The 25745-nt window shown below is 47.1% G+C and carries 21 protein-coding genes; 17 read left to right on the top strand and 4 right to left on the bottom strand.

The features are described 5' to 3' along the window. The first annotated feature begins 43 nt into the window (after positions 1-43). Entirely contained in the window at positions 44-721 is a 678-nt protein-coding gene (locus tag SSED_RS15415; protein WP_012143272.1) for a DUF2982 domain-containing protein, read from the top strand. 162 nt (positions 722-883) lie between these two features. Here SSED_RS15415 and SSED_RS15410 read toward each other — a convergent pair whose 3' ends face one another. The 4 genes from SSED_RS15410 to galU all read right to left on the bottom strand — a co-directional run bounded on the left by SSED_RS15410 (position 884) and on the right by galU (position 3962). Further along, positions 884-1279, bottom strand: a complete 396-nt coding sequence (locus tag SSED_RS15410; RefSeq protein ID WP_012143271.1) for a bactofilin family protein — start codon at positions 1277-1279, stop codon at positions 884-886. A gap of 142 nt (positions 1280-1421) precedes the next feature. After that, a complete protein-coding gene (napF, locus tag SSED_RS24140; RefSeq protein WP_012143270.1) occupies positions 1422-1910 on the bottom strand; it encodes a ferredoxin-type protein NapF in 489 nt (162 codons plus the stop codon). 118 nt (positions 1911-2028) lie between these two features. Beyond that, positions 2029-3042 (bottom strand): UDP-glucose 4-epimerase GalE, encoded by a 1014-nt coding sequence (gene galE / locus SSED_RS15400; RefSeq protein ID WP_012143269.1) that lies wholly within the window; start codon positions 3040-3042, stop codon positions 2029-2031. After that, positions 3042-3962 (bottom strand): UTP--glucose-1-phosphate uridylyltransferase GalU, encoded by a 921-nt coding sequence (gene galU, locus SSED_RS15395; protein ID WP_012143268.1) that lies wholly within the window; start codon positions 3960-3962, stop codon positions 3042-3044. The genes galE and galU overlap by 1 nt, the downstream gene beginning before the upstream one ends. Before the next feature lie 296 nt (positions 3963-4258). On the opposite strand from galU, the gene phhA reads away from it, so the two are divergent. The 16 genes from phhA (at position 4259) to SSED_RS15315 (ending at position 25742) form a co-directional block, all read left to right on the top strand. After that, on the top strand, positions 4259-5056 hold the full coding sequence (gene phhA, locus SSED_RS15390) for a phenylalanine 4-monooxygenase (RefSeq protein WP_012143267.1): 798 nt from the start codon (positions 4259-4261) through the stop codon (positions 5054-5056). Between the two features lie 59 nt (positions 5057-5115). Next, entirely contained in the window at positions 5116-5448 is a 333-nt protein-coding gene (locus tag SSED_RS15385; RefSeq protein ID WP_012143266.1) for a 4a-hydroxytetrahydrobiopterin dehydratase, read from the top strand. Between the two features lie 228 nt (positions 5449-5676). Continuing rightward, positions 5677-7215 carry a transcriptional regulator TyrR gene (tyrR, locus tag SSED_RS15380; protein ID WP_012143265.1) on the top strand — a complete coding sequence of 513 codons (1539 nt, stop codon included), beginning with the start codon at positions 5677-5679 and terminating at the stop codon, positions 7213-7215. A gap of 238 nt (positions 7216-7453) precedes the next feature. Beyond that, the gene (locus SSED_RS15375; protein WP_012143264.1) at positions 7454-8440 is read left to right on the top strand and encodes a fumarylacetoacetate hydrolase family protein; all 987 of its coding nucleotides are present in this window, start codon (positions 7454-7456) and stop codon (positions 8438-8440) included. Positions 8441-8520: 80 nt separating this feature from the next. After that, a complete protein-coding gene (gene maiA, locus SSED_RS15370; protein WP_041422212.1) occupies positions 8521-9183 on the top strand; it encodes a maleylacetoacetate isomerase in 663 nt (220 codons plus the stop codon). Between the two features lie 991 nt (positions 9184-10174). Then, positions 10175-11122, top strand: coding sequence for a DmsE family decaheme c-type cytochrome (locus tag SSED_RS15365; protein WP_012143262.1), 948 nt, complete (start codon positions 10175-10177; stop codon positions 11120-11122). A 15-nt stretch (positions 11123-11137) separates the two neighbouring features. Next, positions 11138-13156 carry an MtrB/PioB family decaheme-associated outer membrane protein gene (locus SSED_RS15360; RefSeq protein ID WP_012143261.1) on the top strand — a complete coding sequence of 673 codons (2019 nt, stop codon included), beginning with the start codon at positions 11138-11140 and terminating at the stop codon, positions 13154-13156. Between the two features lie 37 nt (positions 13157-13193). Continuing rightward, entirely contained in the window at positions 13194-15626 is a 2433-nt protein-coding gene (locus SSED_RS15355) for a DMSO/selenate family reductase complex A subunit (protein ID WP_012143260.1), read from the top strand. A gap of 12 nt (positions 15627-15638) precedes the next feature. Next, positions 15639-16274, top strand: a complete 636-nt coding sequence (locus SSED_RS15350) for a DMSO/selenate family reductase complex B subunit (protein WP_012143259.1) — start codon at positions 15639-15641, stop codon at positions 16272-16274. 62 nt (positions 16275-16336) lie between these two features. Beyond that, complete coding sequence (locus tag SSED_RS15345) at positions 16337-16993, top strand: TorD/DmsD family molecular chaperone (RefSeq protein ID WP_012143258.1); 657 nt, start codon at positions 16337-16339, stop codon at positions 16991-16993. 18 nt (positions 16994-17011) lie between these two features. Further along, positions 17012-17467, top strand: a complete 456-nt coding sequence (locus SSED_RS15340) for a hypothetical protein (RefSeq protein ID WP_012143257.1) — start codon at positions 17012-17014, stop codon at positions 17465-17467. 123 nt (positions 17468-17590) lie between these two features. Then, on the top strand, positions 17591-18556 hold the full coding sequence (locus SSED_RS15335) for a LysR family transcriptional regulator (protein WP_012143256.1): 966 nt from the start codon (positions 17591-17593) through the stop codon (positions 18554-18556). A 222-nt stretch (positions 18557-18778) separates the two neighbouring features. Then, complete coding sequence (locus tag SSED_RS15330; RefSeq protein ID WP_190273160.1) at positions 18779-20137, top strand: multiheme c-type cytochrome; 1359 nt, start codon at positions 18779-18781, stop codon at positions 20135-20137. Between the two features lie 505 nt (positions 20138-20642). Continuing rightward, a complete protein-coding gene (locus tag SSED_RS15325; protein ID WP_012143254.1) occupies positions 20643-21299 on the top strand; it encodes a TetR/AcrR family transcriptional regulator in 657 nt (218 codons plus the stop codon). Continuing rightward, positions 21289-22638, top strand: coding sequence for an efflux RND transporter periplasmic adaptor subunit (locus SSED_RS15320; protein ID WP_012143253.1), 1350 nt, complete (start codon positions 21289-21291; stop codon positions 22636-22638). Before SSED_RS15325 ends, SSED_RS15320 begins: the two co-directional genes overlap by 11 nt. Further along, the gene (locus tag SSED_RS15315) at positions 22635-25742 is read left to right on the top strand and encodes an efflux RND transporter permease subunit (protein WP_012143252.1); all 3108 of its coding nucleotides are present in this window, start codon (positions 22635-22637) and stop codon (positions 25740-25742) included. The genes SSED_RS15320 and SSED_RS15315 overlap by 4 nt, the downstream gene beginning before the upstream one ends. The last annotated feature ends 3 nt before the right edge of the window (positions 25743-25745 follow it).

The following is a 25745-nucleotide window of genomic DNA, read 5'->3' as shown; positions in this document are numbered from 1 at the left end:
TCTCAGATAGTCGATCGATAAAAGCAAAGATTTAGGATCACCCTTGAATATACAAGTCGTACAAATTCGCTCGAGTACTAAGCGAAATGCTTTAACCTTAACATTTCTTGGGATGTTGGGGCTGTTTCTCGGGTTTGGTATGTTTCTCTCTTCCTCCGGGTTATTTGCTCCCGGTATGCTCTGTTTTGCTTTGGGGGCGATATCTGCAGTACTGGGGATATCTAAGCTGATCGAGCCCGAGGTAAGTGTAGAGCTGAATCAAGAAGGGCTTTTTTACCATCATAGACGGGGGAGCCTGTTTATTGGTTGGGATAATGTTCAGCGTTTCGATATTCCAAAGGGCGTGGATGGCATAGAGATGATTGAGCTGCCCTTTATCGGAATAAAGCTCAAACAGATCAATCCGGTTTTAGATATTATTCCCGGGCGACTCGCAACCGGGCTGCTTACAGAGCAGAGACCCTTACTCATGTCGGCAGTCACGTTAGATGAGAATCTGGAAGAGTTGGAGTCCTATATGAACTCTGAGTTTACCCCCTTAGTCGTAAACGAAGAGCGTTATCGAGGTGTGCTGGCTATGTTCGGTCATCGCTGTGAAATGCTCAGCAAAAATTTAGGCTACCATATCTACATTCCTGTCGATTGTTTAGACAGAACATCGGATGAGTTTGTTCGCTTACTTCGGGAGTATCTATTGCGGGTTCGGCAGGTTGGGGATTAGATTGAGCCGAGTGTTTTGGGTTAATAGTTTAGGGCATGTTTTGGGTGAATGGTTTAGGAGAATGTTTGAACGTCCTTGTTCGCTGCTTTCTGTTCACAGAATTTTTCTCTGTAAGGCAGAGTAAATAACATTCAAGTGTTTGAATCAGAATGAAGAACGAAGTTAGCCCGTTTGCAATTCACCTTCAATCTCTGCCTGTTGTGAGTCAAAGTTATTGAGTAGTGCAATATCTTCTTTGACCCGAATACCGATAAATTGTCCACCTTCGAAGATCTCCATTGATTCGCAAGCCAATTCACCTTCGACAGTGCCTGTACTGGTGATGTTAAGCTTGCCGCACTTCAGTTTTCCTTTGAAGTGTCCCGCAACTTTTAATTCGTCACAGTTGAGCTCGCCATCCACATAACCATCTATTTCGATCGTGATTTTACCCGTTGAGCTTATCTTACCGAAGACCTCACCACCGATTAACGCCTCTCCGGCAAAATGGCTTTCACCGGATAATTTGGTACCTGGGGCGACAAAGGTGAGCCCTGATGCTTTCTTTTTTCCGAACATATCTTTTTTCCGAATAAAATTGTCTATCGCAGACTTCGAGATATTCAGATAGTAACCCTAATTTAACAATAAAAAAACCACTAATATTTGGCACTTTAATGTCATTATTTTGGCTCTATTTCTTGTGTTATTTCGCTAAAGATCACAGCTTTTTCTTATCAAGTAGGGTAATTGAATGACTGGGACAGGGGGCTACACAGGCACCGCAACCGTTGCAGATATCGGTATCTATCTGTGGTTGAGGGGCTTTACCAATAGCGGGGATAAAACTGATGGCTCGTGGGTCGCACGCATCTTTACAGCTCTGACACCAGATCTCATTAAGGGCGAGACAAGTATCATTAATTGTGGCCGCTATTTGCCATGGGGAGTCATCTGTAGCTGTAAACAATGGCTCGGGGCATGCCTCGACGCACTTCTGGCAAAAGGTGCATTCATCGATGGAGAAGTTGACTTCGGGAAACCCGCCATCGCCCTTGAAAATAATTTTTGTTTCACAGGTCTGAATGCATTTGTCGCAACGGGTGCAGATATCGGTAAATTCGATATCCTGTCTGCTCCACGGGGGCCTGATTGCATTTGATTTTCTTCGGCTAAACAGTCGACGGCGACTCTGGTTTATATCACTCATTTTTTATCTCTTAAAAGAAGGGCCTGGTGCTCCTCAAGCATTCGCGGCTAAAGCCGCTCCTACGTGGATAGCTGTAGACTTCCAGATCCTTTTTTTTAAATCTATAACCTAACTTGTCTTAGCTCGAATACCCATTAGGGTTAGTCGATTGCCATTTCCAGCTACTATTTGCCATATCTTCCAGCGTATGAGTTGCTTGCCAGCCTAATTCGGTTTTCGCTTTTTGAGGCGCTGCGTAACAGGCGGCAATGTCTCCGGGACGGCGCTCGACAATTTGATATGGAATCGACTTTCCGCAGGCTTTCTCGAAAGCCTTGATCATATCGAGAACACTATATCCTTGACCTGTTCCTAAGTTATAGGTGACCAAACCTGGTTTTGTATTGAGTTTTTCAAGGGCTCTCAAATGACCGGTAGCGAGATCGACAACATGAATATAATCACGTACACCCGTGCCATCATGAGTGGGGTAATCTCCACCAAATACGCTCAATTTTTCTCTTTTACCCACGGCCACCTGAGCAATAAAGGGCATCAGGTTATTGGGAATATCGTTAGGGTCTTCGCCGATGCGGCCACTCACATGAGCGCCTACCGGGTTAAAGTAACGCAAGCGTGCAATATTCCAGCTGGGATCGGCATGATTAAGATCATGTAAGATCTGTTCAACCATGAGTTTTGACTGGCCATAAGGGTTAGTTGCGCCCGTAGGGAAATCTTCTGTAATAGGCAAACTTGCAGGATCGCCATAAACGGTAGCCGAAGAGCTGAATACTAAGTTCTTGATGCCGTGTTCGGCCATGACTTCACAGAGCACCAGAGTGCCGGTGACATTATTTTCATAATATTTCAGTGGCTGGGCGACTGATTCACCTACGGCTTTAAGGCCTGCAAAATGGATGACGGAATGGATCTGGTGATCGCTGAATACCTTCTGAAGCAGTGCCTTGTTGAGTACATCTCCCTGATAGAAGGTCACCGACTTTCCGGTGATACTCTCTACTCTATTTAGAGCTTCGATACTCGAATTGACAAGGTTATCGACGATGACAACTTTCTGGCCTGCGTTTAAAAGCTCAACCACCGTATGGCTACCAATATATCCCGCACCACCTGTGACTAATATGGTCATTAATTCATATCCTTATCGAAGTCTTCTACCAGCTTTCTCAGGTAATTTTTGAAATCAGTTCCAATCTCTTTATGACGCAGGGCGTGTTCGACGCTGGCTTGCATATAACCTTGCTTATTACCGCAGTCGTGGCTCTTACCTTTCATGTAGTAGGCATTAACCGTCTTCTTCTCCATCATCATGGCGATGGCATCGGTTAACTGTATCTCATCGCCGGCTCCGGCGGGCGTCTTAGCCAATAGTGGCCAGATATCTGCGGGTAATATGTAACGGCCCACAACGGAAAGGTTTGATGGTGCCTCATCTATACTGGGTTTTTCTACCAGTTGAACCAATGGCTTAGACTCTCCGGGTTGAAGTTCTAGCCCGTTAACATCGGCGATACCATATTGGTTAACCTGATCTTCCGGCACGCCTTCCACCATTATCTGTCCGGTATCTGTTTGCTCAAACAGCTTGACCATCTCTGCCAGATTGTCTCTATTGAGGTTGCAACTGGCTTCATCGACGATGACATCCGGCAGTAACACGGCAAAGGGAGCCTCGCCTACGACGGATTTGGCACATAAAATGGCGTGTCCTAAGCCCTTAGCCTGAGATTGACGCACGCTGATAACCGTAACTCCTTTGGGGCAAATGGATTGAACCTCTGAGAGTAGCTGACGTTTAACACGGCGCTCTAGCTGAGCTTCGAGCTCAAAACTCGTGTCGAAATGGTTTTCTATGGGGTTTTTACTGGCATGGGTAACTAATACTATCTCATTGATACCGGCCGCAATGGCTTCATTAACAACATACTGTATCAAGGGTTTATCGACGACTGGCAGCATCTCTTTGGGAATAGCTTTAGTGGCCGGAAGCATCCTTGTTCCCAGTCCCGCAACGGGGATAACGGCTTTACGAATTCTATGTGATTTCATTCTTTCCCTTTCATACACTTAAAGCTCAATAGACATATTTTAATAAATTAACACGGAAAAGCCATGTTAATAGTGAACTTACCTAAAATTTGAATACTCAGCCAGTTTTCGTCAATAAATGGTGACGAGGTAATTGATTGTTTTTTAAGGTACTTACCATGTTGCCAAAACCACTTGTAAGCAAATTGTTACACTCAAGGGGTTTTAAAGGGCAGAAAATAAACTGTGATGGAGTTAACAAAAACCTCGGTTTGGTCAAGTATGAATATGGGATCCATAAATGATTAAAACATACTATGAGTAAAATAACTGAGTATGTGGCCCGGCAGCCTGATGCAAACGGTCACATTCATTATCCACAAGAAGAGCATGATATCTGGCAAGAGTTGTATTCGAGGCAAGTGGGTAATTTGTCTCAATATGCCTGCGCTGAATACCGTCAGGGGTTGAAAGACCTGGGCTTATCGGGTGATAAGATACCTCAGCTAACCGACATTGATAACGTGCTCTTAGAGACCGGTGGCTGGAAAACGTCTGCAGTGCCGGCACTGATCTCTTTCGAGCGTTTTTTTGAGCTGCTGGCTAACAGGGAGTTCCCCGTTGCGACCTTCATACGCAGCAAAGAGGAGTTCGACTACCTGAGAGAGCCCGATATATTTCATGAAGTATTTGGTCATTGCCCACTGTTGACTAACCCCTCTTTTGCTCGATTTTCTCACGCCTATGGCCAGCTTGGATTGGCGGCCAGTAAAGAGGATAGGGTTTTTCTGGCAAGGTTGTATTGGTTTACCGTAGAGTTTGGACTGCTTCAAGCTAAAGATGGCTCACTGCAGATCTACGGTGGAGGCATTTTAAGCTCACCCGGTGAGACTCAATATGCAATGGGTGATAAGCCACAGATAAGACCCTTTAACCTGATAGATGTTCTGAGGACGCCTTACCGTATCGATATTATGCAGCCTGTCTACTACGCCATAGAGAGCATAGGGTTCCTCGATGAAATCGTTAAGATGGATATCATGGCTGGCGTGCGTGAGGCTAAGAAAATCGGATTATTTGAACCGCTTTTTGAACCTAAGTCTAAAGCGAGCTAATGCTGCTAATAAAACAACAACTAAAACGATAACTAAAGTAAGTTAGTAAAGGAATTAAGATGACAAAATTAGCCGATATGAAGTGTGAAGCCTGTCAGGCTGACGCCCCTAAAGTGACCGATAGTGAACTTGCCGAACTGATCCGTATGATCCCCGATTGGGGCGTTGAAGTGCGTGATGGAGTTATGCAGCTGGAGCGGGTATATAAGTTTAAAAATTTCAAATTGGCGATGGAGTTTACCAATAAACTTGCCGATCTCGCCGAAGCCGATTTTCACCATCCGGGGATCCTAACCGAGTGGGGCAAAGTCACGGTGACATGGTGGTCTCATTCTGTTAAAGGACTTCACCGTAACGACTTCATTATGGCGGCCAAGACCGACCAGTTGTAAACTTAAAGCTTAAACTTTGATTATCAGTAGGTTAACTCTAACAAGCCTGCTGGTAATTTCAACTTAAACCCATTCTGCTGTAAACAAGACTTGCCACAATAATCATAACCTTCTAGGGTATAAGCGCCTGAGTTGCTGTCTTTCTCTTTGCCGTTTTTATTCTTCGCATATGAGAGTTCAGAGTCAGAGCCTAAAAACAATACTCTTAATAAAGGGAAATATTACAGTATGCGTCTTGAAGTATGTTGCTTGGACCGTGTTGGTCTGGCGAAAGATATTTTGATGGTCTTGGAAGGTTATGGCATTAACTTGATTGCTATCGATGCCAGTAATCAGGGGTTTCTCTATCTGCAATTTGCTGAGGTTAATTTCGATACGCTCAGTGAATTGTTGCCCTCGATCAGAAAGGTTGAAGGCGTTCATGATGTCCGTACCGTCTCCTTTATGCCATCGGAGCAAGAGCACTACGCCTTGAAAACACTTTTAAAAACACTGCCAGACTCGGTGTTTTCTATCGATGTGAAAGGGCGCGTTCGGATCGTTAATGAGTCCGCTCTTATGACCGTGGGCATGAGCGAGCATGAAATACTCGATGAGCCACTCAACCATTGGGTTCAGGGCTTCAATTTCAGTCGTTGGCTAAGTGAAACCTTAGTGCTTGCCCAAGCGACGCGCGTCAACATAGGTCAAAATGAATATTTGGCTGAGATGTTGCCTATTTATCTCCCGGATGAGAGTGATAAATCCATTCTTGCCGGCGCCGTCGTCTCACTTAAATCACCCGCCAGGGTCGGTAAGCAGTTTAACGCTTTACAGAGTCAAACAACGGGCTTTGAAAGCGTACTGGCCACCAGTGACAAGATGAAAGAAGTTCTGGTTCAGGCCAGGCGCATGGCGCAACTCGATGCCCCTTTGCTTATTACCGGTGAAACCGGAACGGGGAAAGAGCTGATGGCACGAGCGTGTCATGATGCCAGCATGCGTAGAGAACACCCCTTCATTGCGATTAATTGCGCCGCCTTACCAGACAGCGCCGCAGAGGAGGAGCTCTTTGGCTTTGTTAGCAACGGAGAGATAGTCAAGAGGGGCTTCTTCGAGGAGGGCAAAGGCGGAACGGTTTTTCTCGATGAGATTGCCGAGATGTCAAAATCTGCCCAGGTAAAGTTACTGCGTTTACTGCAGGATGGCACCTTCAGACGCTTGGGAGAGGATAGAGAGGTTAGGGCCGATGTCAGGATCATCTGTTCGACTCAGAAAAACCTCGCCGAACTGTGCCAAACGGGAGAGTTCAGAGAAGATCTCTACTATCGTATTCATGTATTGAGCTTCCATCTGCCATCGCTTCGGGAACGAAAAGTCGATGTCATCCCCTTAACCGAAATGTTTTTAGAACATTACAGTCAACAACTGTCGATCCCAATCAGACGTATTTCGGCCCAGTGTCGTGAACATCTGCTCAACTATGCCTGGCCCGGTAATGTCAGGCAGCTTAAAAATGCCATCTTTCGGGCGGTATCCATGTGGGATGGATCTGCCGAGTTATCTGTGGAGCAGCTGAAGCTTCCCTCCTACGCCGAAGGATTCGGTTATTTCGATCACCAATTCGAAGGAAGCTTAGATCAAGCCATGAAGCAGTTCGAATCGAGCCTGCTGAGAAGGCTGTATCCGGCTTACCCAAGTACACGTCAGTTAGCCAAGAAGCTAGGCGTATCCCATACGGCGATTGCCAATAAATTGCGAGAATATAAGATCAGCAAGCAAAAATAGATGTAAAAGCTTGTTGCCACAACAATGCCGGGTTTTTCATCAGTTTCAGTGTGAAAAGCCCAAGTTTGAGCCGCATAGATAGAGTGTAACTGTTTATTTACGTTTTAGTGCTTCATGGAGTCGAGCGTGATTCATGTCACACTATTCCTATCTGTCTATGCTTAATGTATTTCTATACCGATACCACCAGCAGAGAGATAAAAATTGTTGTCTGGTGAGATTTTGGACAGGAGCAGGTATGAAGTTAGCCAGTTATAACAATGGTCGTCGCGACGGTCAGTTGATGTTAGTGAGTAAAGATCTATCTAAAGCTGTGGCTGTCCCCGCCATTGCCCATACCATGCAGCAGTTGCTCGATACATGGGAGCTGCTTCAGCCACAACTGCAAGAGTTGTATGAAGCGTTAAATGACGGTTTGATTGACAGTGCTGTCGATTTTGATGAAGCGAAGTGTTTGTCTCCTCTGCCGCGCGCCTATCAATGGGCTGACGGTAGTGCCTATGTCAATCACGTCGAACTCGTACGTAAGGCCAGGGGCGCACAGATGCCAGAGACATTCTGGACCGATCCTTTAGTTTATCAAGGTGGCTCCGACTGTTTTATCGCGCCTAAGGCCGATATCCCATTGGCGAGTGAAGAGTGGGGCATCGATTTTGAGTCTGAAATCGCGGTGGTCACCGATGATGTGCCTATGGGCGTTACAACGCAGAATGCCGAAAAGCACATTAAACTGTTAATGCTTGTCAATGATGTTTCGCTGCGTAACCTAATTCCGGGTGAGTTAGCGAAAGGGTTTGGTTTCTATCAAGCCAAACCGTCGAGCAGCTTCTCTCCGGTCGCGGTGACACCGGAAGAGCTGGGTGCGCGCTGGGAAGACTCTAAGGTACATCTACCTTTAATCACCCATCTGAATGAGTCCCTCTTCGGTCGCCCTAATGCTGGCGTCGATATGACGTTTAACTTCAGCCAACTAGTCTCTCATGTGGCCAAAACTCGCCCCTTAGGCGCCGGTGCCATCATAGGTTCAGGTACTATCTCCAATTATGACCGCAGTGCCGGTTCAAGTTGTTTAGCCGAAACGCGAATGTTGGAAACGATAGCCGAAGGCAAGCCAACGACCTCATTTATGAAATTTGGCGATCGTGTACGTATTGAGATGCTGGATGATAACCAAAAGACTATTTTTGGCTCCATCGATCAGCAAGTTGTCGAGTATAAAGGGTAACAGCCATCGTAGTTTTAAAGAGGCCAATTCATTGAATTGGCCTTTTTTATACTCATTTATATTTATAAGGAATAATTATGTTGAAGCTCTATGGATATTGGCGTTCGAGTGCGGCCTATCGGGTGAGAGTTGCCCTCAACCATAAAGGGCTCGACGCCGAGCTTTTGTCTGTTCACTTAGTTAAAGATGGCGGCGAACAACATAAAGCCGAATATGCCCAGTTAAACCCTCAGGAGTTGGTGCCGGCGCTTATCGATAGTGATCCAAAGGGAGAGGAACAGGAGGCTTTCGTGTTGTCTCAATCCCTTGCCATCATCGAATACCTTGATGAAAAGTACCCCGAAAATGCACTACTCCCTCAAGATCTTCATGACAAGGCGATAGTTCGCGCTATGGCGATGTCTATAGCTTGCGAAGTGCACCCGCTAAACAACCTCAAGGTACTGCAGTACCTATCGAAAGAGCTCGCTCTCGATGATGAGGCTAAGTCGGCCTGGTATCATCACTGGATAGATGAAGGCTTCAGTGCATTTGAAAAACAGTTGGTTAAATACTCGGGTCGTTACTGCTTCGGTGACAATATTACTCTGGCGGATCTGTGCTTGATCCCCCAAGTGTATAACGCCAACCGCTTTAACGTCGACCTGTCGCCATACCCTAATATTGTGCGCATTGTCGAGAACTGTAATCGACTCGATGCGTTTATCGATGCCGCTCCTGAGAATCAGGCCGACGCCGGCTAACGACTTATCAAGCTGGCTGGTCCGCTGGGGGGACGCATGTCCTCCCACCCATCTTATTTCATATTTTGTCTTTTCGCGGCAATGAGTGGCGCAATAGGCTAGCCCGATACCTGCTTTTGTTGTTGTGGAATGTCCCCATTGATTTGGCATACAAGAAACCCAACGACTCCTTGTTATAAGCTTGGCTCTTCTCCCCAAAGCGCTGAGACTTCTACTTCATATTTCTGATCCAATCACTCTGGTAACGACTCGGCCCGCTGCATCAGAGCACCAGAGGCAGTGTATTTTATAAATAAAAAAACAAACCTTTAATTTAAACTGTTTCGGATAGACCTTTAGTTTGGATTAATTCTTTAACAATCCAGAGTTGAAGAATTAATTTCAGTATGTTGAGTTTTGTTTTGGTTATTTGGCTATTCATTGTTTCTCTGTGCGTTGGTGTTGCAATTCTTTTCTTTGTGGATGTTGTAGAATAATATTGCCTGTCTGGTTTATTTGAGTGGTCACTTTGTTCAAGATTATAAATTATGTATTCAGTTTAACTTTTTAGTTTATTGGTTTTAACCTTTGAGTTTGTTGGTTTTATTGTGTTGAATAACGTGCGCGTCGAGTGGTCGTGGCGGCAGTTCATGACCTTCTTTGTAAGCTGCTGTTTATATTGGTAAAGCCTGTATTTCCTGGTTTAAACTTTAATTCTGAAGATTTTTGTTTGTTTGTTTGTGAGTTAATTATTCTTTAATTTCTCGTTTTTGTGGAATTAAATAGTTTTGGTTTTTTGTTCTGCATATTTTTTATATTTAACTTTCTTTGTTTTTACATTTAATTTGCATTTTTAACTGATGTGGATCACGTTTATGTTTGGTTTTCATTGTTTCCTTTTAAATTGATTAATATATTCGCTATCGAAGTTTTACTGGTATTTGTACTAGTGTGTAAGTTTTGTTTGATGTCTGCTGTTAATAAATAAAAAGATTATAAGGTCGGGATGATGATGCGAATTCGTGTAAGCAATATAGTTTATGGGATAGCAACTTTGGTGCTGTTCTCTTTTTCAATACAGGCGGTCCCTTGGGAGGGGTTAACTTCAGAGCGGCTCAGACTGGAGCTGGAGACTAAATTTTCTGAAGGACAATATTCTAAAAAAGGTGCTGATTCCTGTCTTATGTGTCATAAGAAAAACGCCACTGTTATGGCGCTATTCGATGGCGTACACGGACAAGATAGCCCTGCAAACTCACCTATGGCCGGCCTGCAATGCGAAGCCTGCCATGGTCCCCTAGGGAAACACAACAAAGGTGGCAAAGAGTCGATGATTGCTTTCGGTAAAGAGAGCAAGCTTGATGCTGCCAGCCAAAACAGTACTTGCCTTGGTTGCCATAACGACCCGAAACAGATGGCATGGCACAGCAGCAGTCATAACCTTGATGAAGTGGCCTGCGTCGATTGTCATAAAATCCATACTGCCAAAGACCCTGTGATGGACAAACTGAGTGTCAATGACATTTGTACAAGTTGTCATGCCGAGGTAAAAGCGGCGATGAACAAGCGCTCATCTCACCCCATGCAGTGGGACCAGATGACCTGTATCGATTGTCATAACCCCCACGGCTCCATGGGCGAGAGTGCCCTCAATCAGTTAACCGTTAACGATACTTGCTATCGCTGTCATGCCGAGAAGCGTGGCCCATTTTTATGGGAGCACGAGCCTGTTGTTGAGAATTGTAGTACCTGCCACAACCCTCACGGCAGTATAAATTCAACCCTGCTTAAGTCTCGTGCTCCTCTTTTATGTCAGCAATGTCATATGGATGATGGTCATGCCAGCCGAGTGGTACCACAAGATGGTCAAGACGCCTTCGGTGGTGGCAAGAGTTGCCTTAACTGTCATAGCCAAATTCATGGCTCTAACCATCCCGCCGGCAGCAAGCTGCAGCGCTAATTGAGGAGTAATAACATGAAATATCCATTAAACCTCATCACCCTGGCGCTTATCACTGCTTCTGGCTCCATGATGTCAAGTTCAGCACAGGCAGCAGACTTTAGTGTCAACAAGGCCAATACCAGTAGCGTGAACATGGACAAGTTCGAGTGCAAGCGCTGCCCAGATAACACAGGTTATCGCGGCAGTGTTGAGCCTGGTACTGTCTATAACGATAGTGGTGATATTCACAGTGCTAATGCACTGAACAGTGAAGAGGGCGCCCACGGTGTATTGAACGCGGATCTGCAGTATCGCGGTAAAACCGGTTATCAAGCACAAGTTCAGGCTACTAATCTGGGCCTGTCTAACAGCAGCGCACATCTTGAAGCGGGAAAAACAGGCAGTTATCAAGCCGAGTTCGATTATCGTCAGCTAAGCCAATATAAACACGATAGTGCCAAGAGCAACCTTTGGTATACCGATGGTATGTTAACCCCGAGTAGCGATGTGCAAACCCAAGAGCTGTCCCTTAAGCGTCAGCAGATCGGTATGGGGTTGACTGCCGGTCAGCTGTGGGGCAAGCAAGACTACCAAGTATTTGCCCGTTATAGCCAGGAAGAGAAGACCGGTTACCAGGCATCAAGCTTGGTAAGCCCTCGGCCTACCAACTTTGGGCTTCCCGTCGATGCCACAACTGACAAGCTCAGCTCGGGCCTGAGTATTAGTGGTCAAAATTGGCAGACCTCACTTAACTATCAGTACAGCGAATACGATAATCAAATCGATTCACTCAATCTGCCTTATCTCGCCGATGTCTACGCGCCAGCACCGGATAACAGTGCTTATCAACTCAGCCTTGCGGGGCAATATCTGTTTAACCGTACCGCCATCAGTGCACAGCTTGCGACAGGACGCATGATGCAAGATGAGGCGGTCATTCAGACCTCTGGTAACCCTATCCAAAACTGGGACGGCCAGGTGGACACGACCGACGGCAAGCTGGCTATCACCTCGGTTCTGGATAATCGCCTCCGCCTTGGCGGCAGCGTCAGCTATTCCAAGCGTGATAACAAGAGCTCAACTTGGGAGTTTGCTCAACTGGAGTCCGATGGTATCAGCGGTGCCTTCAAACAAAATACGCTTCTGGATACAGAAAAGCTGAATTACAAAGTCAACGTGAGCTATCGCATCAATAGCGACTATCGCCTACAAGCGGGCTATGACCGTGAAGAGTTAGAGCGTAGCCACAGTGACCGCGATCAAACCGATGAGAGCACCGTCTGGACCAAGCTCGATATCCGCAGCTTTGCCAACAGCAATCTCAAGCTAAAAGCCAGCTTCAGCCAGCGTGATGGCAGTGAATATCAAGCCAGCGAACTGACATCCGACATCGATAATCCACAGCTGCGCAAATTCTACCTTGCCGATCGTGACAGAACGGCTTTTGAAGCCAAATTTAATCATGCCCCGGCAGGTTGGATAAACATCAGCTTTAGCGGCCTCTACGCCGAAGATGACTACAGCGATACCACCTTAGGGCTCACATCATCAGAAGACTATAGCTACAACCTCAATGTCGACATGCAGTTTGATAAGCGGCTATCGGGCTATGGATTTGCAGGTCAGCAGTGGTTCGAGTCAAGGCAAAATGGCAGTCAGAGTTTTAGTGCGTCCGATTGGTCAGTCAACGTTGATGATGAGTTTATCAATCTGGGTGCAGGCTTGAACTACACCGGACTCATGCAAGACAAGCTGAGTCTGGGACTGGACTATCTGTTTGCCAATTCAAGCAGCGATAGGCAGGTGGTTTATACCACCACGCAGCCTCAGGGGGATTACTACTCCTACAACCACAGTGTAGAGATGTATGCCAACTATCTGCTGAGCGATCTGATGGCCGTCAGGCTGGGTTACCGGTACGAACGATACTACGACACCGACAATGCGCAGGTCGATGTCAATGCCATAGATGGATTAACGACTCTGGGCAAACTTAACCATAACTATAACGCGCACCAGGTGATGTTGTCGTTTAGCTACCAGTTGCGCTAGTGCCAGCAGCTAATCATTACTAATGAGGAAAAAAATAATGGAACGCAGAAGTTTCTTAAAAATGAGTGCCGCTATGGGCTGCGCCGCGACGGTGGCAGGCTGTAACTCCAGCTCAAGCGATGTCGACGTTGTGCCACCAACGCCTCCGGTCACCGAAGGTGAAACCATGAACTGGTCCTCCTGTCTGGTGAACTGTGGCTCTAACTGCCCGGTCAGAGTCTACTCAAAAGATGGGGTGATCACCCGCATAGAGTCGCAGTTTACCACCGAAGACACTTATGGTAATCACGATGTGCGCGCCTGTCTGCGTGGACGCTCGTTACGAAAGCGTGTGTATGCGCCAGAGCGGTTAAAATACCCCATGAAGCGGGTCGGTCCCCGCGGCAGCGGTCAATTCGAGCGCATCAGTTGGGATGAGGCTCTGAATACTGTCGCCGAAAGGTTGCAGGGCATTATCGACCAATATGGTAACGAGTCTATCTTTGATATGACGGGGACGGGTACTTTTGGACACTTTAAATCACTCGCCATGGTACACCGCCTGCTAAACGCCATGGGCGGTAGCTTGAAGCGCTATGGTGTGTATAGCTATGCACAGTTGTTCGAAGCGTCAAGATATACCTATGGAACTCCCTTCGTGGGGCTGCAGGGGAGTACCTATTCCGAGATGCAACACTCAGATCTGGTGTTATTTGTAGGCCATAACCCGTCGGAGCTGCGCATGAGTGGCTCGGGGCAAGGTTATGACTTCCTGAATCAGAAACAAACTAATAATTTTAAGACCATCATCATAGATCCGCGTTATACCGATACTGCTGTGGGTAAGGAAGATCAGTGGATCGCCATTCGTCCCGGGACGGATGCAGCGTTGTTCGAGGCGCTGGCTTATGAGTGGATCACTCAGGGGAAAGTCGATCAGGCCTTCCTGAACAAGTATTGTGTTGGCTACGACGAGAAGACCCTACCCGAGGGCGTGGACTATGGGGAGAGCTATAAGTCTTATATTTTGGACAATGCCACTATCGGCGAGCTGACCCCGGGAGATAATGCCAAGACGCCGGCTTGGGCGGCGGGTATCACAGGTATCCCCGAGCACACCATTATTGAATTGGCGAGGGAGTTGGCCGCCGCCAAGGCGCCGTTTATCAAGTTAGGGCTCACATTGAACCGTCATGCGGCAGGTGAAAACAATATGCGCGCCGGTTACATGCTCCCCATCCTGCTGGGGCAACTTGGTTTACCCGGGACCAATAACGGTGGAGATAGCTCGGGAGGCCACTGTGTTGTCCCCCGTATCGCGGAACTAGAAAATCCGGTAAAGAAAGAGATCTCTTTCTTTACCTATTTGCAGGCTGTCGAAGACGGCAAGAATATGACCGTGTTAGCCGATGGCGTTCGAGGTGTCGAACTGGATGAGAATGGCGATGGCAAGCTGGGTACCGATATCAAGGCTATCGTCAACTGGTTCAGCAACTCCATGATTAATCAGCATTCAGATGTGCGAAAGTCTGAAGAGGTGATAAAGGATGAAAGTCTGTGTGAATTTATCCTTACGGTCGATAATATCATGACCCCTAGCGCTAAATTCTCCGACATCATCTTGCCGGATACTACCTGGCTGGAGGATGAAGAGCTGGTCAATCAAAACCATGTACCAGGCGATACAGGGACCGTTATTCAGATGAGTTCGGGTATCGAACCTCTGTTTGAGAGCCGTCACTCCTATGATATCTGCACCGAAATCGCCAAGAGAATGGGCTGTGAACAGGCGTTCACCGAAGGCAAGACGATGCAGCAATGGCTAAATGAGATGTATGCAATGTCACAAGCGGCCAACCCTGGTTTGCCCGATAAAGAGGTGATGTTGAAGCAGGGGATCTATCGTAAGTATCTGCCCCACGGCAGTCAGATTGCGATGAAGGGGTTCCGTGACGATCCTGAGGCCAACCGCCTCTATACGCCATCGGGTAAGATTGAGATCTACTCATCACGTTTGGCCCATAAGGCCAAAACCTGGGAGCTCAGAGAGGGGGACGTGATATCGGCGCTGCCCAAATATACCCCCACCTGGGACGGCTATGAGGACAGTGAAACCCGGGAAAAATATCCACTGCAGCTGACCTGTTATCACACTAAGGGGCGGGTTCACTCCAGTTACCATAATATCCCCTGGCTCAGAGAGGTGGTGCAAGATGCCGTGTGGATGAATCCTATCGATGCTCAGGCGAGAAACCTGAAAACCGGCGACTTGGTGCATGTCTTTAACGATCGCGGCACCCTGGAGGTCGAAGTTAAGGTGACGCCTCGGATCATGATAGGTGTCACCGCACTGGGCCAAGGTGCCTGGTCGAAATTTGAGGATGGCATCGATAAGGGAGGCAATGTGAATACTATTACTTCACAACGCCCCACGCCTTTGTCGAAAGGCAATCCACAGCACACTAACCGGGTCGAGATCCGCAGAGCCTGATAGGAGTTAACAATGAGTAATAATGTTCAGTACGGCTTTTATGTCGATTCAAGTAAGTGTACGGGTTGTAAGACCTGTCAGGTAACGTGCAAAGATCGTAAAGATCTGCCCGTAGGTATCAACTGGCGCCGGGTGTATGAGTATGGTGGCGGTCTGTGGACAGAGAATGCCGATGGCACTGTCAACCAGAATGTTTTCGCCTACTATACCTCTATTGGCTGCAACCACTGTAGTGAGCCCGCCTGTGTCAAGGCTTGCCCTGTGGGAGCCATGCACAAACGCAAGCAAGATGGTTTGGTGCATGTGGCGTCTGACCTATGTATTGGCTGCGAGAGTTGTGCCCGTGCCTGCCCATATGATGCGCCGCAAATTGACAAGGCCCGTAAGGTGATGACCAAGTGCGATGGCTGCTTTGAGCGTCTGGCCGAAGGTAAGAATCCGACCTGTGTCGAGTCATGTCCGATGCGCGCCATCGACTTTGGCACTATGGATGCGCTCAAAGAGAAATACCCGGATGCAGTTAAGCCCAACTTCGCTCCTTTACCCAGCAGCAGTATCACATCGCCGAATCTGTTGATGAAACCGAATCGTCATGCTCGCGCCAGCGGCAGCATAGATGGTGTCGTGTTAAACCATTCAGAGGTCTGATCCGTTAGCGGCGTCCTTTGGGACGCCGCTTGTTAAAATTTGCAACCAAAACAGAGGAACCTATGTCAACTTTGACCAGAGATATTTACCTGGAATATCAGGGGCTCGCTCGTATATTGCACAACGTACTCTTCTTTGATCCCAGCGTCGATCTTATCGGTAGTTTTATTGCGTTTAAGACTATAGAGAGTTGGCCAGAATATGGACTGGATGATAATGAGTCACAGACTAAGCAGTTAATTAACAACTACCTGAAACACTGGAGTCAGGAGCAGAGGCTGTCACTAAAGCTGGATTATGGGCAACTTTTTTATGGACCGGGCGATCCCAGTGCCGCCCCTTGGGGCTCTGTCTATTTGAGTGAGAAGCAACTTCTCAACGGTGAGTCCACCCTGTCTTTGATGAATTTCTACCGGGAGAGGGGCATCAGGTTTGAACTGGAATCGAATCAGCCTATCGATCACCTGGGGTTATTCTTCGCCGTACTGGATCCGATCTTCGGTCAACTGGCCGAGGAGGATAACCCTGAGTTAGTCGGCAGTTGCATCATCTTGCTGCAGCAACATCTACTCCCCTGGTCCGATCGCTGCCTCGAGTTAATGCATCATCACGCCGAGAGTGATTTTTATCGCGGTATTGCTCTGCTGACTAAAAGTTATCTGTTACAGCTGACGAAGTCACTGCAAATTGTGCCTATATCGGCTCAGTTGTTTCGTTAATGCCGTCTGGGAGGACTCATGAACTTTATAAGATCTGTGGGTGAGCAGTGGAAGAAGTCTGAGTTTGCTGAAAAAATTGCTTCAGTACTCGAAACTGAGGTGCGACATCTGTTCTGCGGCGCGACTAATATAATGGCAGTGGCAAACCTTATTGCAGCCATGAGCTACTATGGTCTGGATGACGAGTTCCTTGAGGAGAGCCTCGATGATGCTCATATGCTCATCATCTTATTCGATTGCTTCAGGCTGCTGGTGGTCAAACAGATTGAGCACGACAAGCTCAACCAAGCCGAACACCTGATCATCCAAATTGCTAAACACTATGCCTCTAAAACATATGCCTCAGAAACTGAGCTTGGCTATACGGCTGAACTCAAGTTGTTTCAGGAGCATATTAGTGCTCTCTGTCAAAAGCTTGAAAAGCTGCAAAGCCTGCGACGTAGTCAATATCGTAGCATGGGCAGAAACATTTAATGGCAGATACCGTCATCTGTCATAAGGCTGAATATGATGAACAACAAGCTAATTTTTAAATTCGTGGGGATCCCTCAGGCTCTGACCCCAACTAATAACATGAATAGATAAAATTAATATCAAATGACTAATCAAGCAATTAAGAAAATCAGTGAACTCGACGTATTTTGTTTACAGGTATTTAAAATCATTTTTCAAACCGGTCATGCGAATGCAGCAGCAAAAGAGTTGAAGGTATCTGCGCCTAAAATCAGTCGCTGCCTAAACATTTTACGGGCGACGTTTGATGATCAGCTTTTCTATCGTCGTCAGTTTGGGTTGAAACCAACGCCGTTAGCCGAGCATCTTTTTGAGCCCATATGTCGGTTTTGCTACTCGGTGACTAAAATCGAACAAGTGGCGTTTGAAGTAAACCATCGCGACTCAACTCCCATTCTTAATATCGCGGTGACGCCGGGCATCATGGCGAGTCTCTCTCTGATTTTATCCAATAATTATTCTCTTAATCGCATTGGTAAGATTCGGCTCCACCCTTGGAGTGATGACTCAGCCGAGTTAATTCACAGTGGAAAGTTAGACTTAGGGGTGGCCTTAGATACCTCTTGTCACCATGATCTGAATTTTGAACATTTAGGTACTTTAGACTCCGTTTATCTGGCCGGAAATGTGAGACATCCCATTTGGGCGAGGCTTCCTCACTTTACCTTAAATGAGATTTGTAAATACCCCTTTCTTTATCTGGAATGTAAGGGGGTCAATGACAAGATGGCCCCTCTGGAGGTCTATAGCCACCAATCGGGAATAAAGCCTGTCAGTGTTGAAAAGGTTACAGGTAAAGAGCAGTGGTACAGCAACTTACTGACCATGAGTAGTTTGGCATTTACTCCAGCGGTAGAGGCTGAAATTTATAAAAATATGCCCGGGATCCATGTCGAGCGATTACCCGAAGTTGAGGTAAATAAGCTTCATGGTAATGTGCTACCCCCAAAATACTATTTGATTGAAAAACCAGTTTCTCATCGCCGATACACAGTTGAAAACAGGAGGGTAATAATCAATACCATTAAAGAGCTACTGGCTTCTTCATGATTATTGGCATTGATTCTCTTTATCGAAATAACCTTTTGAATATATTGGAATTAATGTATCTGAATCTTTAATTATCAGTCACAATTTAACCACCTGATTACATCATTTATCTTGGGTTCTTTTATATTGGTTCTACTGCGAATGCAGGAAAAACTTATTTAGGGACTGATGATGAACTTAATACATTTTAGAACAACACGTAAGGCGCTGGTGTTTGCCAGTATGCTAGTAATGCTGTCAGCTTGTGGAGATGATGACACTGAGGTGATTATTGTAGAGGTTCCAGTTGAGACACCAATTGAAACACCTGTTGAAACACCAGTTGAGACAGTGCCCGAAGAGGTTGTATTAGAGTATATTGGAACTGAGAAATGCCTTGCTTGTCATTCAGATAAGAAATCATTCTTAGAGACAGGTCATAACATGATGCTAACGGAGGTTGTTAACGATGAGGAGCCTCTATATCCCTTCACATCTGTAAACGGTGCTGCTGATGTTATTGAGGGTCTTTTCAATACACTTGGTGACCCTGATGGCTGGAAGGATGTAGGGTATGTTCTTGGCGGGACAATAACGGCTAATCTCTTTATTGATAAGAACGGCTACATTATGAACGGTCAAAAGGCGGTTATGTTTCTAAAGCCAAAGGGAACGCAAATCACCTCTGAAATGATGATGCCATACATAAGGAGCACTGAGCCGGACGGTCATCCCTATGGGCCGTGTGGTAGATGTCATACCACAGGCTGGAAAGCTTATACCTCTGCCTCTGGTGACGAAAGAAACTTGCATATGCAGAATGATCTGGATGGAATGCAAGGCACGTTCGCTATGACTGGGATTCAGTGTGAAAGTTGTCACGGTGCAGGTAGTGAGCATATCAAAGGGCCTTCAAAACATAACATTGTTAAAATAGCTGAAGCACGAATTGCAGAGGATTTTCTTGCTGAAGATATGGCGAATGGTAAAGCTGTTTCATGTGTTGAGTGCCATACAACTGAAGATGCGCGAAGACTGTACCCTGATTATGTGACAGAGTATGAGCACGCATTCGGTGAGGGTACTATGAACTCACGTTTACCAGTTGTAGGTGAGTTTGGTCAGCCTGAAGGACGTAAAGATGATGTTAGTGGTGGCGGTAGACATGCGGCGGCAACGCTTAAACGTGTTGACCCTAATACAGGGGTTGCAATGGGTAAGAAGAAAGGCTTTACCTGTTCAACCTGTCACAATCCACACCAATCAGCAGTAAATCATGATAAAGCTGGCCATGAGAACGCGATGGTTAGACAGTGTACAGACTGCCACACCAAAGGGTTTGCAGATGTTCAGGGTAGTGATATTGCATCGGCAGCACATGAGTTTGTAGCTGAGTGTACAGATTGCCATATGCCTAACAACTCACATCTGCTTAAGATTGACCTTGAGGGTGCAAAGGACGACCCAAGACACTTCTCTGCAGACGGTGAGTTTCAAATGCCTTGGCTTCGTGCTTGGGACAGTTGTTCTGGTTGTCATGCGGAAGACTATGATGCAAGAGCGCAGAAGATCGGTAAGATCCATAAGGATGTAGGCTTCTGATAAGTGTATAAAGTAATGCCAGCTAATCAGCCGGCATTACTACCAGTGCAATAAGTGGGGTCTCAATAAGTGGAAGCATGGTGAGCACAGAGAATGCACTCAGAAAGTCTGACATCATCTATAGAAATCTTGAGTCGAACACCTGAACTCAAGCTGTTTCAGGAACATATTTCCAATCTTTGTCTGAAGCTTGAAAAACTGCAGCGCCTGCGACATAGTAAATATCGCAGTATGGCGAGAAACGTGTGAAGGCAGATATCGTCATTTACCTGAAGGATCAATATTAAAAAGCCGGCTATTGTTTTCGACAAAGAAGCCAAAGCATTACCAAAATCACCTCCCTTGCAAACATAAAGGGCTATACTCATGATGTTATAGTTACTTTCTCTATATTTAACAGATCGTTAACTCTTGTATTCTTCGTTGCGGCTGTTTTTGTGGAATTATTTCACTGCCAATTAGTTTGCTCTACTCTTAAAATAATTCTTTAACTGAGGAATAGTGTATGCCCGATAGCAAGAATAAAGTGGGACGTCCCTGCGGAGAGACCCAAAATCGCGATAAACTTATTCAGGCTGCGAGAGCGCTCTTTGTCGAGCGAGACTATTCTCAGGTCACCATTCGTGACGTCGCGGCGATTGCAGGCACAGACCCCGGGCTAATTCGCTACTACTTCGGCTCTAAAGAAAACCTGTTCACCGCTATGCTCCGAGAAACTGCGGCGCCCGTGAAACAACAGCTTTATAAGGTGATTAAAGAGAAAAAAGCGAGCGGCCCGGCTAGCTTCATGCAGACCTACTATCAGGTGATGTCTGAGTACCCTCATTTTCCAAGGTTAATCTTCCGCCTGGCGGGTCTCGATCAGAGCATTCCCGAGAACCAAGAGATAACCAAGGTGTTCAACGAAATCGTCGATCTGGATGACATCATGATGTTCGATAAGCTCAAAGAGAGAGGGCTGCTCCGGGACGATGTCGATAGCCTGTGCGCACAACTGAGTTTTATTTCGATGACTATATTCCCATTTCTTGTACCCGAAGAGTTATTGACCAGACTCGGTGTACAGCTCACACCCGAATTTTTAACTAAACTCGCAGAGCAAAATACAAATCTGCTTGCAAGGGGCTTGATGCCCGCAAAGGACAAGAGTGATGACCAGTAATAAGAAACGTTTCCTGATCCCCGGTATTCTGGCCGGAATACTGATCCTGGTCTTAGCGGTAGTGTTAAAACCATCCCCACCGGTTGTCGAGGGTTATGATAAAGCGAGGGCGGTTGAAGTTCTCACGCTGGAACAAACGGAGCTGGCTCCAAGAATTCAGGGGTTCGGTCGAGTGACCCCTAAACATATATGGCAAGCAGTAGCCGAAGTGGGGGGGAAAGTCATCTATCGTCATCCTCAGCTCGAAACGGGCCGGATGTTACCAGAGGGGACATTGGTGCTTGAAATCGATCCGCTGGAATATGAGCTGAAGCTGGCACAGGCGCAGGCGAGCCTTAATTCTACCCAGGCACAACTGACCAGGCTCGAGCAGCAGGAGCGTAATTATAATAGCAGTCTGGAGATAGAGAAGCTGAAACTGGTCCTCGCTGAGCAGGAATATCAGCGCAAGCTCACCCTTAAAAAGCGGAACCTGGTATCGAGCTCCGAGCTTGAAAGTCAGCATCAGTCTTTGTTGGTTCAAACTAAGCTGGTGGAAGATCTACAAAACTCAATTAAGCTTCTTCCCGATGACAGGAAAGTGACTCAGGCGCAGCAGAGTGTCGATATTGCGCAGTTAGAAGATGCCCGCAGAAGGCTTAAGCAAACCAAGGTCGTGTTGCCTTTCGATGCCAGAGTTTCCGATATCAATATCGAACAAGATCAAGTGGTTGCTATGGGCTCAACCATGCTGGTCGCCCATCAACTGGGTACTGCTGAGATTAAGGCCGAGATATCGCTGCAAGATATGCGTACCTTAGTGAGCAGTATTAAAAGGATCCCGGAAGAACATAGCCTCCCCTCATTCGAGCTTCTGGCACTGCAAGCCAATGTTGAGTTTCAGATAGGAAGCAATCGTTTTATCTGGCCTGCCAAGGTCACAAGGGTGGCAGAAACTGTTAATCCGAATCAGGCAACCATTGGCATATATCTGGAAGTCGAGCAGGATTTTCGTCAGCTGAAGCCATTCATCAGACCACCTCTGACTAAAGGCATGTTTGTGTCTGCGCTGATATACGGTCAGGCAAGGCCTCACTTCATCGTACCAGAGAGAGCATTACGTGGTGACAAGATATATCTGATGAGCCCGGACAATAAGCTGATGATCAAGCCGGTGACCATTTTGTTCCGTAATCAGGACAAGGTTGCTATTCAAGCCGATGTGGCCGTTGGTGATAAAATTGTACTGAACGATCTTATTCCCGCTATCCAGGGGATGTCTTTAAAAGATATCTCATCTGATGCGAGCCCAGATGATGTTGAGCAAACTCAGGTTAACCAACAGGAGGCAGGTCAGTGATTGCCTACATCACCCGTCATCCGACATTAGCTAACCTGTTGATGCTCAGCCTGCTTCTGCTCGGATTATTGAATCTGGGCTCGATAAAGCGGGAGACATTTCCTGAGTTTGCGCCTCCCTACGTTACCGCGACCGTCGTCTACCCCGGCGCATCGCCGATAGAGGTGGAAGAGAGCCTATGCCTGCGTATGGAAGATGCCGTCGATGGACTGGGCAATGTCGAAGAGGTGAAGTGTGATGCGCAGGAAGGCGTAGCGTCCATGACCATTAAGCTGGACGCCAAAGCCGATATAGGGCGTTCTCTGGTAGATGTGCAGACACAGATCAATGCGATTAAAAACTTTCCCTCTCAAATTGAACCTCCTGTTGTTAAAGAGCTCGACTGGGCCGAGCCTGTTGTCGATATCGCCATCTCGGCAGATGCCAGCTGGCCACATCTTAAGAGCTACGCCGAGGAGTTAAAGCGTCGCCTGAAGATCGATGCCGGAGTGAGTCTGGTATCGGTTGCCGGTTTCTCTGACCATCAATTGCGGGTCGAACTCAATCAAATTGATATGCGCCGTCTGGGGCTGACTGCTGCTGACATTGCCGATAAACTGGGTCGGCAAAATGTGAAGGTACCGGCCGGTAATATCGAGCTTAAGGATAAAAACCTGCTGCTCAGATTCGATGAGCGCAAAGTCACGCCTGACGCGTTGAAGCAAACCATCGTGGCCTCAACCAGCGATGGCAGCGTGGTCCGACTCGGAGATATTGCTACCGTGACTGACAGGTTTGAGCTCGATGAGGAGCACATTCTGTTTAACGGCCAGCATGCGGCCATAATCAAGGTTCAAAAGAATAAAGCCGACGATGCGTTAAGAATAAAAGAGAAGGTAAGCAGTTTTATCGAACTGGAGCGTCTACGTGCGCCCGATGGTGTGAGTCTGACTCTGACCAACGATCTCTCTTCACTGCTTAAAGATCGTCTGGATATGATGTTAACCAATGGCTGGCAAGGGATCATCCTGGTCTTCTTCAGCATGTGGTTATTTTTCTCTTTGCGTTACTCTTTTTGGGTATCGGCAGGTCTTCCCGTCGCCTTTCTGGGCGGCATCTATTTGATGAGTCTCTTTGGTGTCTCAATCAACATCATGAGTTTGGTTGGTCTGCTCATGGCTATCGGTATCATGATGGATGATGCCATCGTTATCGCCGAGTCTATCGCCTCTCATGTGGATCGGGGCTTCGCCCCCCATGAAGCTGTGGTTAAGGGAGTGAAGAAAGTGGCGCCGGGGGTTGTCTCCTCATTTCTGACCACCATCTTGATCTTCAGCAGCCTGCTTGGGCTCGATGGTCAGATGGGGGCCGTGCTCTCGGCTATCCCGACAGTGCTGATTATGGTGCTCAGCATCAGTTTGATTGAGGCGTTCCTTATCTTGCCCAATCACCTTAATCACTCGCTGAGCCATGCGCCAAAGAAGGAGGCGAGGGGCGAGCTTAAATTTAAGCGAGATTTCTTAGCTAAATTTGAAGAGTTTCGTAATACTAAACTCGTCAATGCCGTTAGGTTTGTGGTTCATTGGCGCTATGCGAGTGTCGGCATAACCTTAGGTATTCTGCTCTGCTCTGTGGCGCTCGTCGCCGGTGGCGTGTTGAAGTTTGTTCCCTTTCCGGAGCTTGATGGTGATATTGCAGAGGTCAGAATCATCCTGCCGCCGGGGACGCCGTTGAGTAAGACTCAGCAGGTTGTCGAACGGGTGATCCTCAGCGCTAAAGAGACGGGTACTCGCTATACCGAGGAAGTGGAGGAAGGGGTAGAGCTTATTCAAGATATTACCGCTCAGTATAATTTCAATGCCGATGCCGGAGAGAAGGGGCCTCATGTGGCAACGGTCAGGTTAGATCTCTTGTCGGCCGAAACCCGTAATACCTTGATAGAAGATTTTATTCAGGAGTGGCGCGATAATACCGGTGAGCTGGCATCCCCTCTGTCTATGGTGTTTAAGCAGCCAACAATGGGGCCGGCGGGGCGTGATATCGAGGTTCGTCTACAGGGGGACAACCTGGATATGCTCAAGCAGGCGTCTGTGTCGCTTCAATTTTATCTTGCCAGATTCGATGGTATCAACGGTATTCTCGATGATATGCGTCCGGGAAAAGAGGAGATAAAGGTAAGTCTCAGGCCCGGAGCGGAAGCCTTTGGCATAGATGGTCAACTGGTAGCCAACCAGCTGCGCAGCGCGTTCTTTGGCCAGCGAGCCGATGAGATCCAGATAGGCCCGGAGAATATCGAAATTGAGGTCAGACTGAATAAGGTACAAGCCGGCGATCTGCACGCGTTAGCTAACTTCCCCATTATCTTAGCCGATGGTAATCAGCTGCCACTGTCGGCGATTGCCAAACTGGAGCACCAGCGATCGTATGTCCGTATTCAGCGGATCGATAGTCAGCGTTCGGTTACCGTGATGGCAGATGTGGACAACCGCAAGGGAAATGCCACCGAAACCTTAGCTAAGATAAAATCCGACTGGCTGCCGCAAGTCATACAGGATTATCCCGGGGTTAGAGTCGACTTTGAAGGTTCGGCAAAAGAGACGGCTAAGACGGGTGCCTCTCTCGGTAAAGGCTTCATCATAGGTATGTTTGGACTCTTTGCCATACTCAGTTTTCAATTCAGGAGTTACCTGGAGCCCGTGGTTGTCATGTTGGCGATACCGCTGGCATTGATAGGCGTACTTTGGGGACATCTGCTACTCGGCTATAACCTCTCCATGCCATCGATTATGGGCTTCATCTCCCTTGCCGGTATCGTCGTGAATGACTCAATCTTGTTGGTGCAATATATACGTCATCATGTCGATGAGGGAGATAGTGTTCATGAAGCGGTGGTGAGTGCCAGTCGGGAACGATTCAGAGCGGTATTTTTGACTTCGCTGACGACAGCTGCGGGTCTGTTACCCCTGTTACTCGAATCAAGCTTGCAGGCACAAGTTGTGCAGCCCTTGGTTGTCTCAATCGTATTCGGGATCTTTGCCTCTACCTTGATGGTGTTATTTATCATCCCCTGTGCCTACGCGATTTTGGCTGACTTTGGGGTCGTGAGGAAACACCAGAAGATTTAGAAC

It is taken from the genome of Shewanella sediminis HAW-EB3, assembly GCF_000018025.1.
Lineage (GTDB): Bacteria > Pseudomonadota > Gammaproteobacteria > Enterobacterales > Shewanellaceae > Shewanella > Shewanella sediminis.
This window is presented reverse-complemented; position numbering and strand designations above follow the sequence as displayed.

What these genes read in the sequence shown, in the direction of transcription:
- SSED_RS15360 (WP_012143261.1), top strand. Translation starts at nt 11,138, where the DNA reads ATGAAATATCCATTAAACCTCATCACCCTGGCGCTTATCACTGCTTCT.
- SSED_RS15330 (WP_190273160.1), top strand. Translation starts at nt 18,779, where the DNA reads ATGCTAGTAATGCTGTCAGCTTGTGGAGATGATGACACTGAGGTGATT.
- SSED_RS15320 (WP_012143253.1), top strand. Translation starts at nt 21,289, where the DNA reads ATGACCAGTAATAAGAAACGTTTCCTGATCCCCGGTATTCTGGCCGGA.
- phhA (WP_012143267.1), top strand. Translation starts at nt 4,259, where the DNA reads ATGAGTAAAATAACTGAGTATGTGGCCCGGCAGCCTGATGCAAACGGT.
- tyrR (WP_012143265.1), top strand. Translation starts at nt 5,677, where the DNA reads ATGCGTCTTGAAGTATGTTGCTTGGACCGTGTTGGTCTGGCGAAAGAT.
- galE (WP_012143269.1), bottom strand. Translation starts at nt 3,042, where the DNA reads ATGACCATATTAGTCACAGGTGGTGCGGGATATATTGGTAGCCATACG.
- SSED_RS15325 (WP_012143254.1), top strand. Translation starts at nt 20,643, where the DNA reads ATGCCCGATAGCAAGAATAAAGTGGGACGTCCCTGCGGAGAGACCCAA.
- SSED_RS15340 (WP_012143257.1), top strand. Translation starts at nt 17,012, where the DNA reads ATGAACTTTATAAGATCTGTGGGTGAGCAGTGGAAGAAGTCTGAGTTT.
- SSED_RS15355 (WP_012143260.1), top strand. Translation starts at nt 13,194, where the DNA reads ATGGAACGCAGAAGTTTCTTAAAAATGAGTGCCGCTATGGGCTGCGCC.
- galU (WP_012143268.1), bottom strand. Translation starts at nt 3,962, where the DNA reads ATGAAATCACATAGAATTCGTAAAGCCGTTATCCCCGTTGCGGGACTG.
- SSED_RS15350 (WP_012143259.1), top strand. Translation starts at nt 15,639, where the DNA reads ATGAGTAATAATGTTCAGTACGGCTTTTATGTCGATTCAAGTAAGTGT.
- SSED_RS15345 (WP_012143258.1), top strand. Translation starts at nt 16,337, where the DNA reads ATGTCAACTTTGACCAGAGATATTTACCTGGAATATCAGGGGCTCGCT.
- SSED_RS15335 (WP_012143256.1), top strand. Translation starts at nt 17,591, where the DNA reads ATGACTAATCAAGCAATTAAGAAAATCAGTGAACTCGACGTATTTTGT.
- SSED_RS15385 (WP_012143266.1), top strand. Translation starts at nt 5,116, where the DNA reads ATGACAAAATTAGCCGATATGAAGTGTGAAGCCTGTCAGGCTGACGCC.
- SSED_RS15365 (WP_012143262.1), top strand. Translation starts at nt 10,175, where the DNA reads ATGCGAATTCGTGTAAGCAATATAGTTTATGGGATAGCAACTTTGGTG.
- SSED_RS15410 (WP_012143271.1), bottom strand. Translation starts at nt 1,279, where the DNA reads ATGTTCGGAAAAAAGAAAGCATCAGGGCTCACCTTTGTCGCCCCAGGT.
- SSED_RS15375 (WP_012143264.1), top strand. Translation starts at nt 7,454, where the DNA reads ATGAAGTTAGCCAGTTATAACAATGGTCGTCGCGACGGTCAGTTGATG.
- napF (WP_012143270.1), bottom strand. Translation starts at nt 1,910, where the DNA reads ATGAGTGATATAAACCAGAGTCGCCGTCGACTGTTTAGCCGAAGAAAA.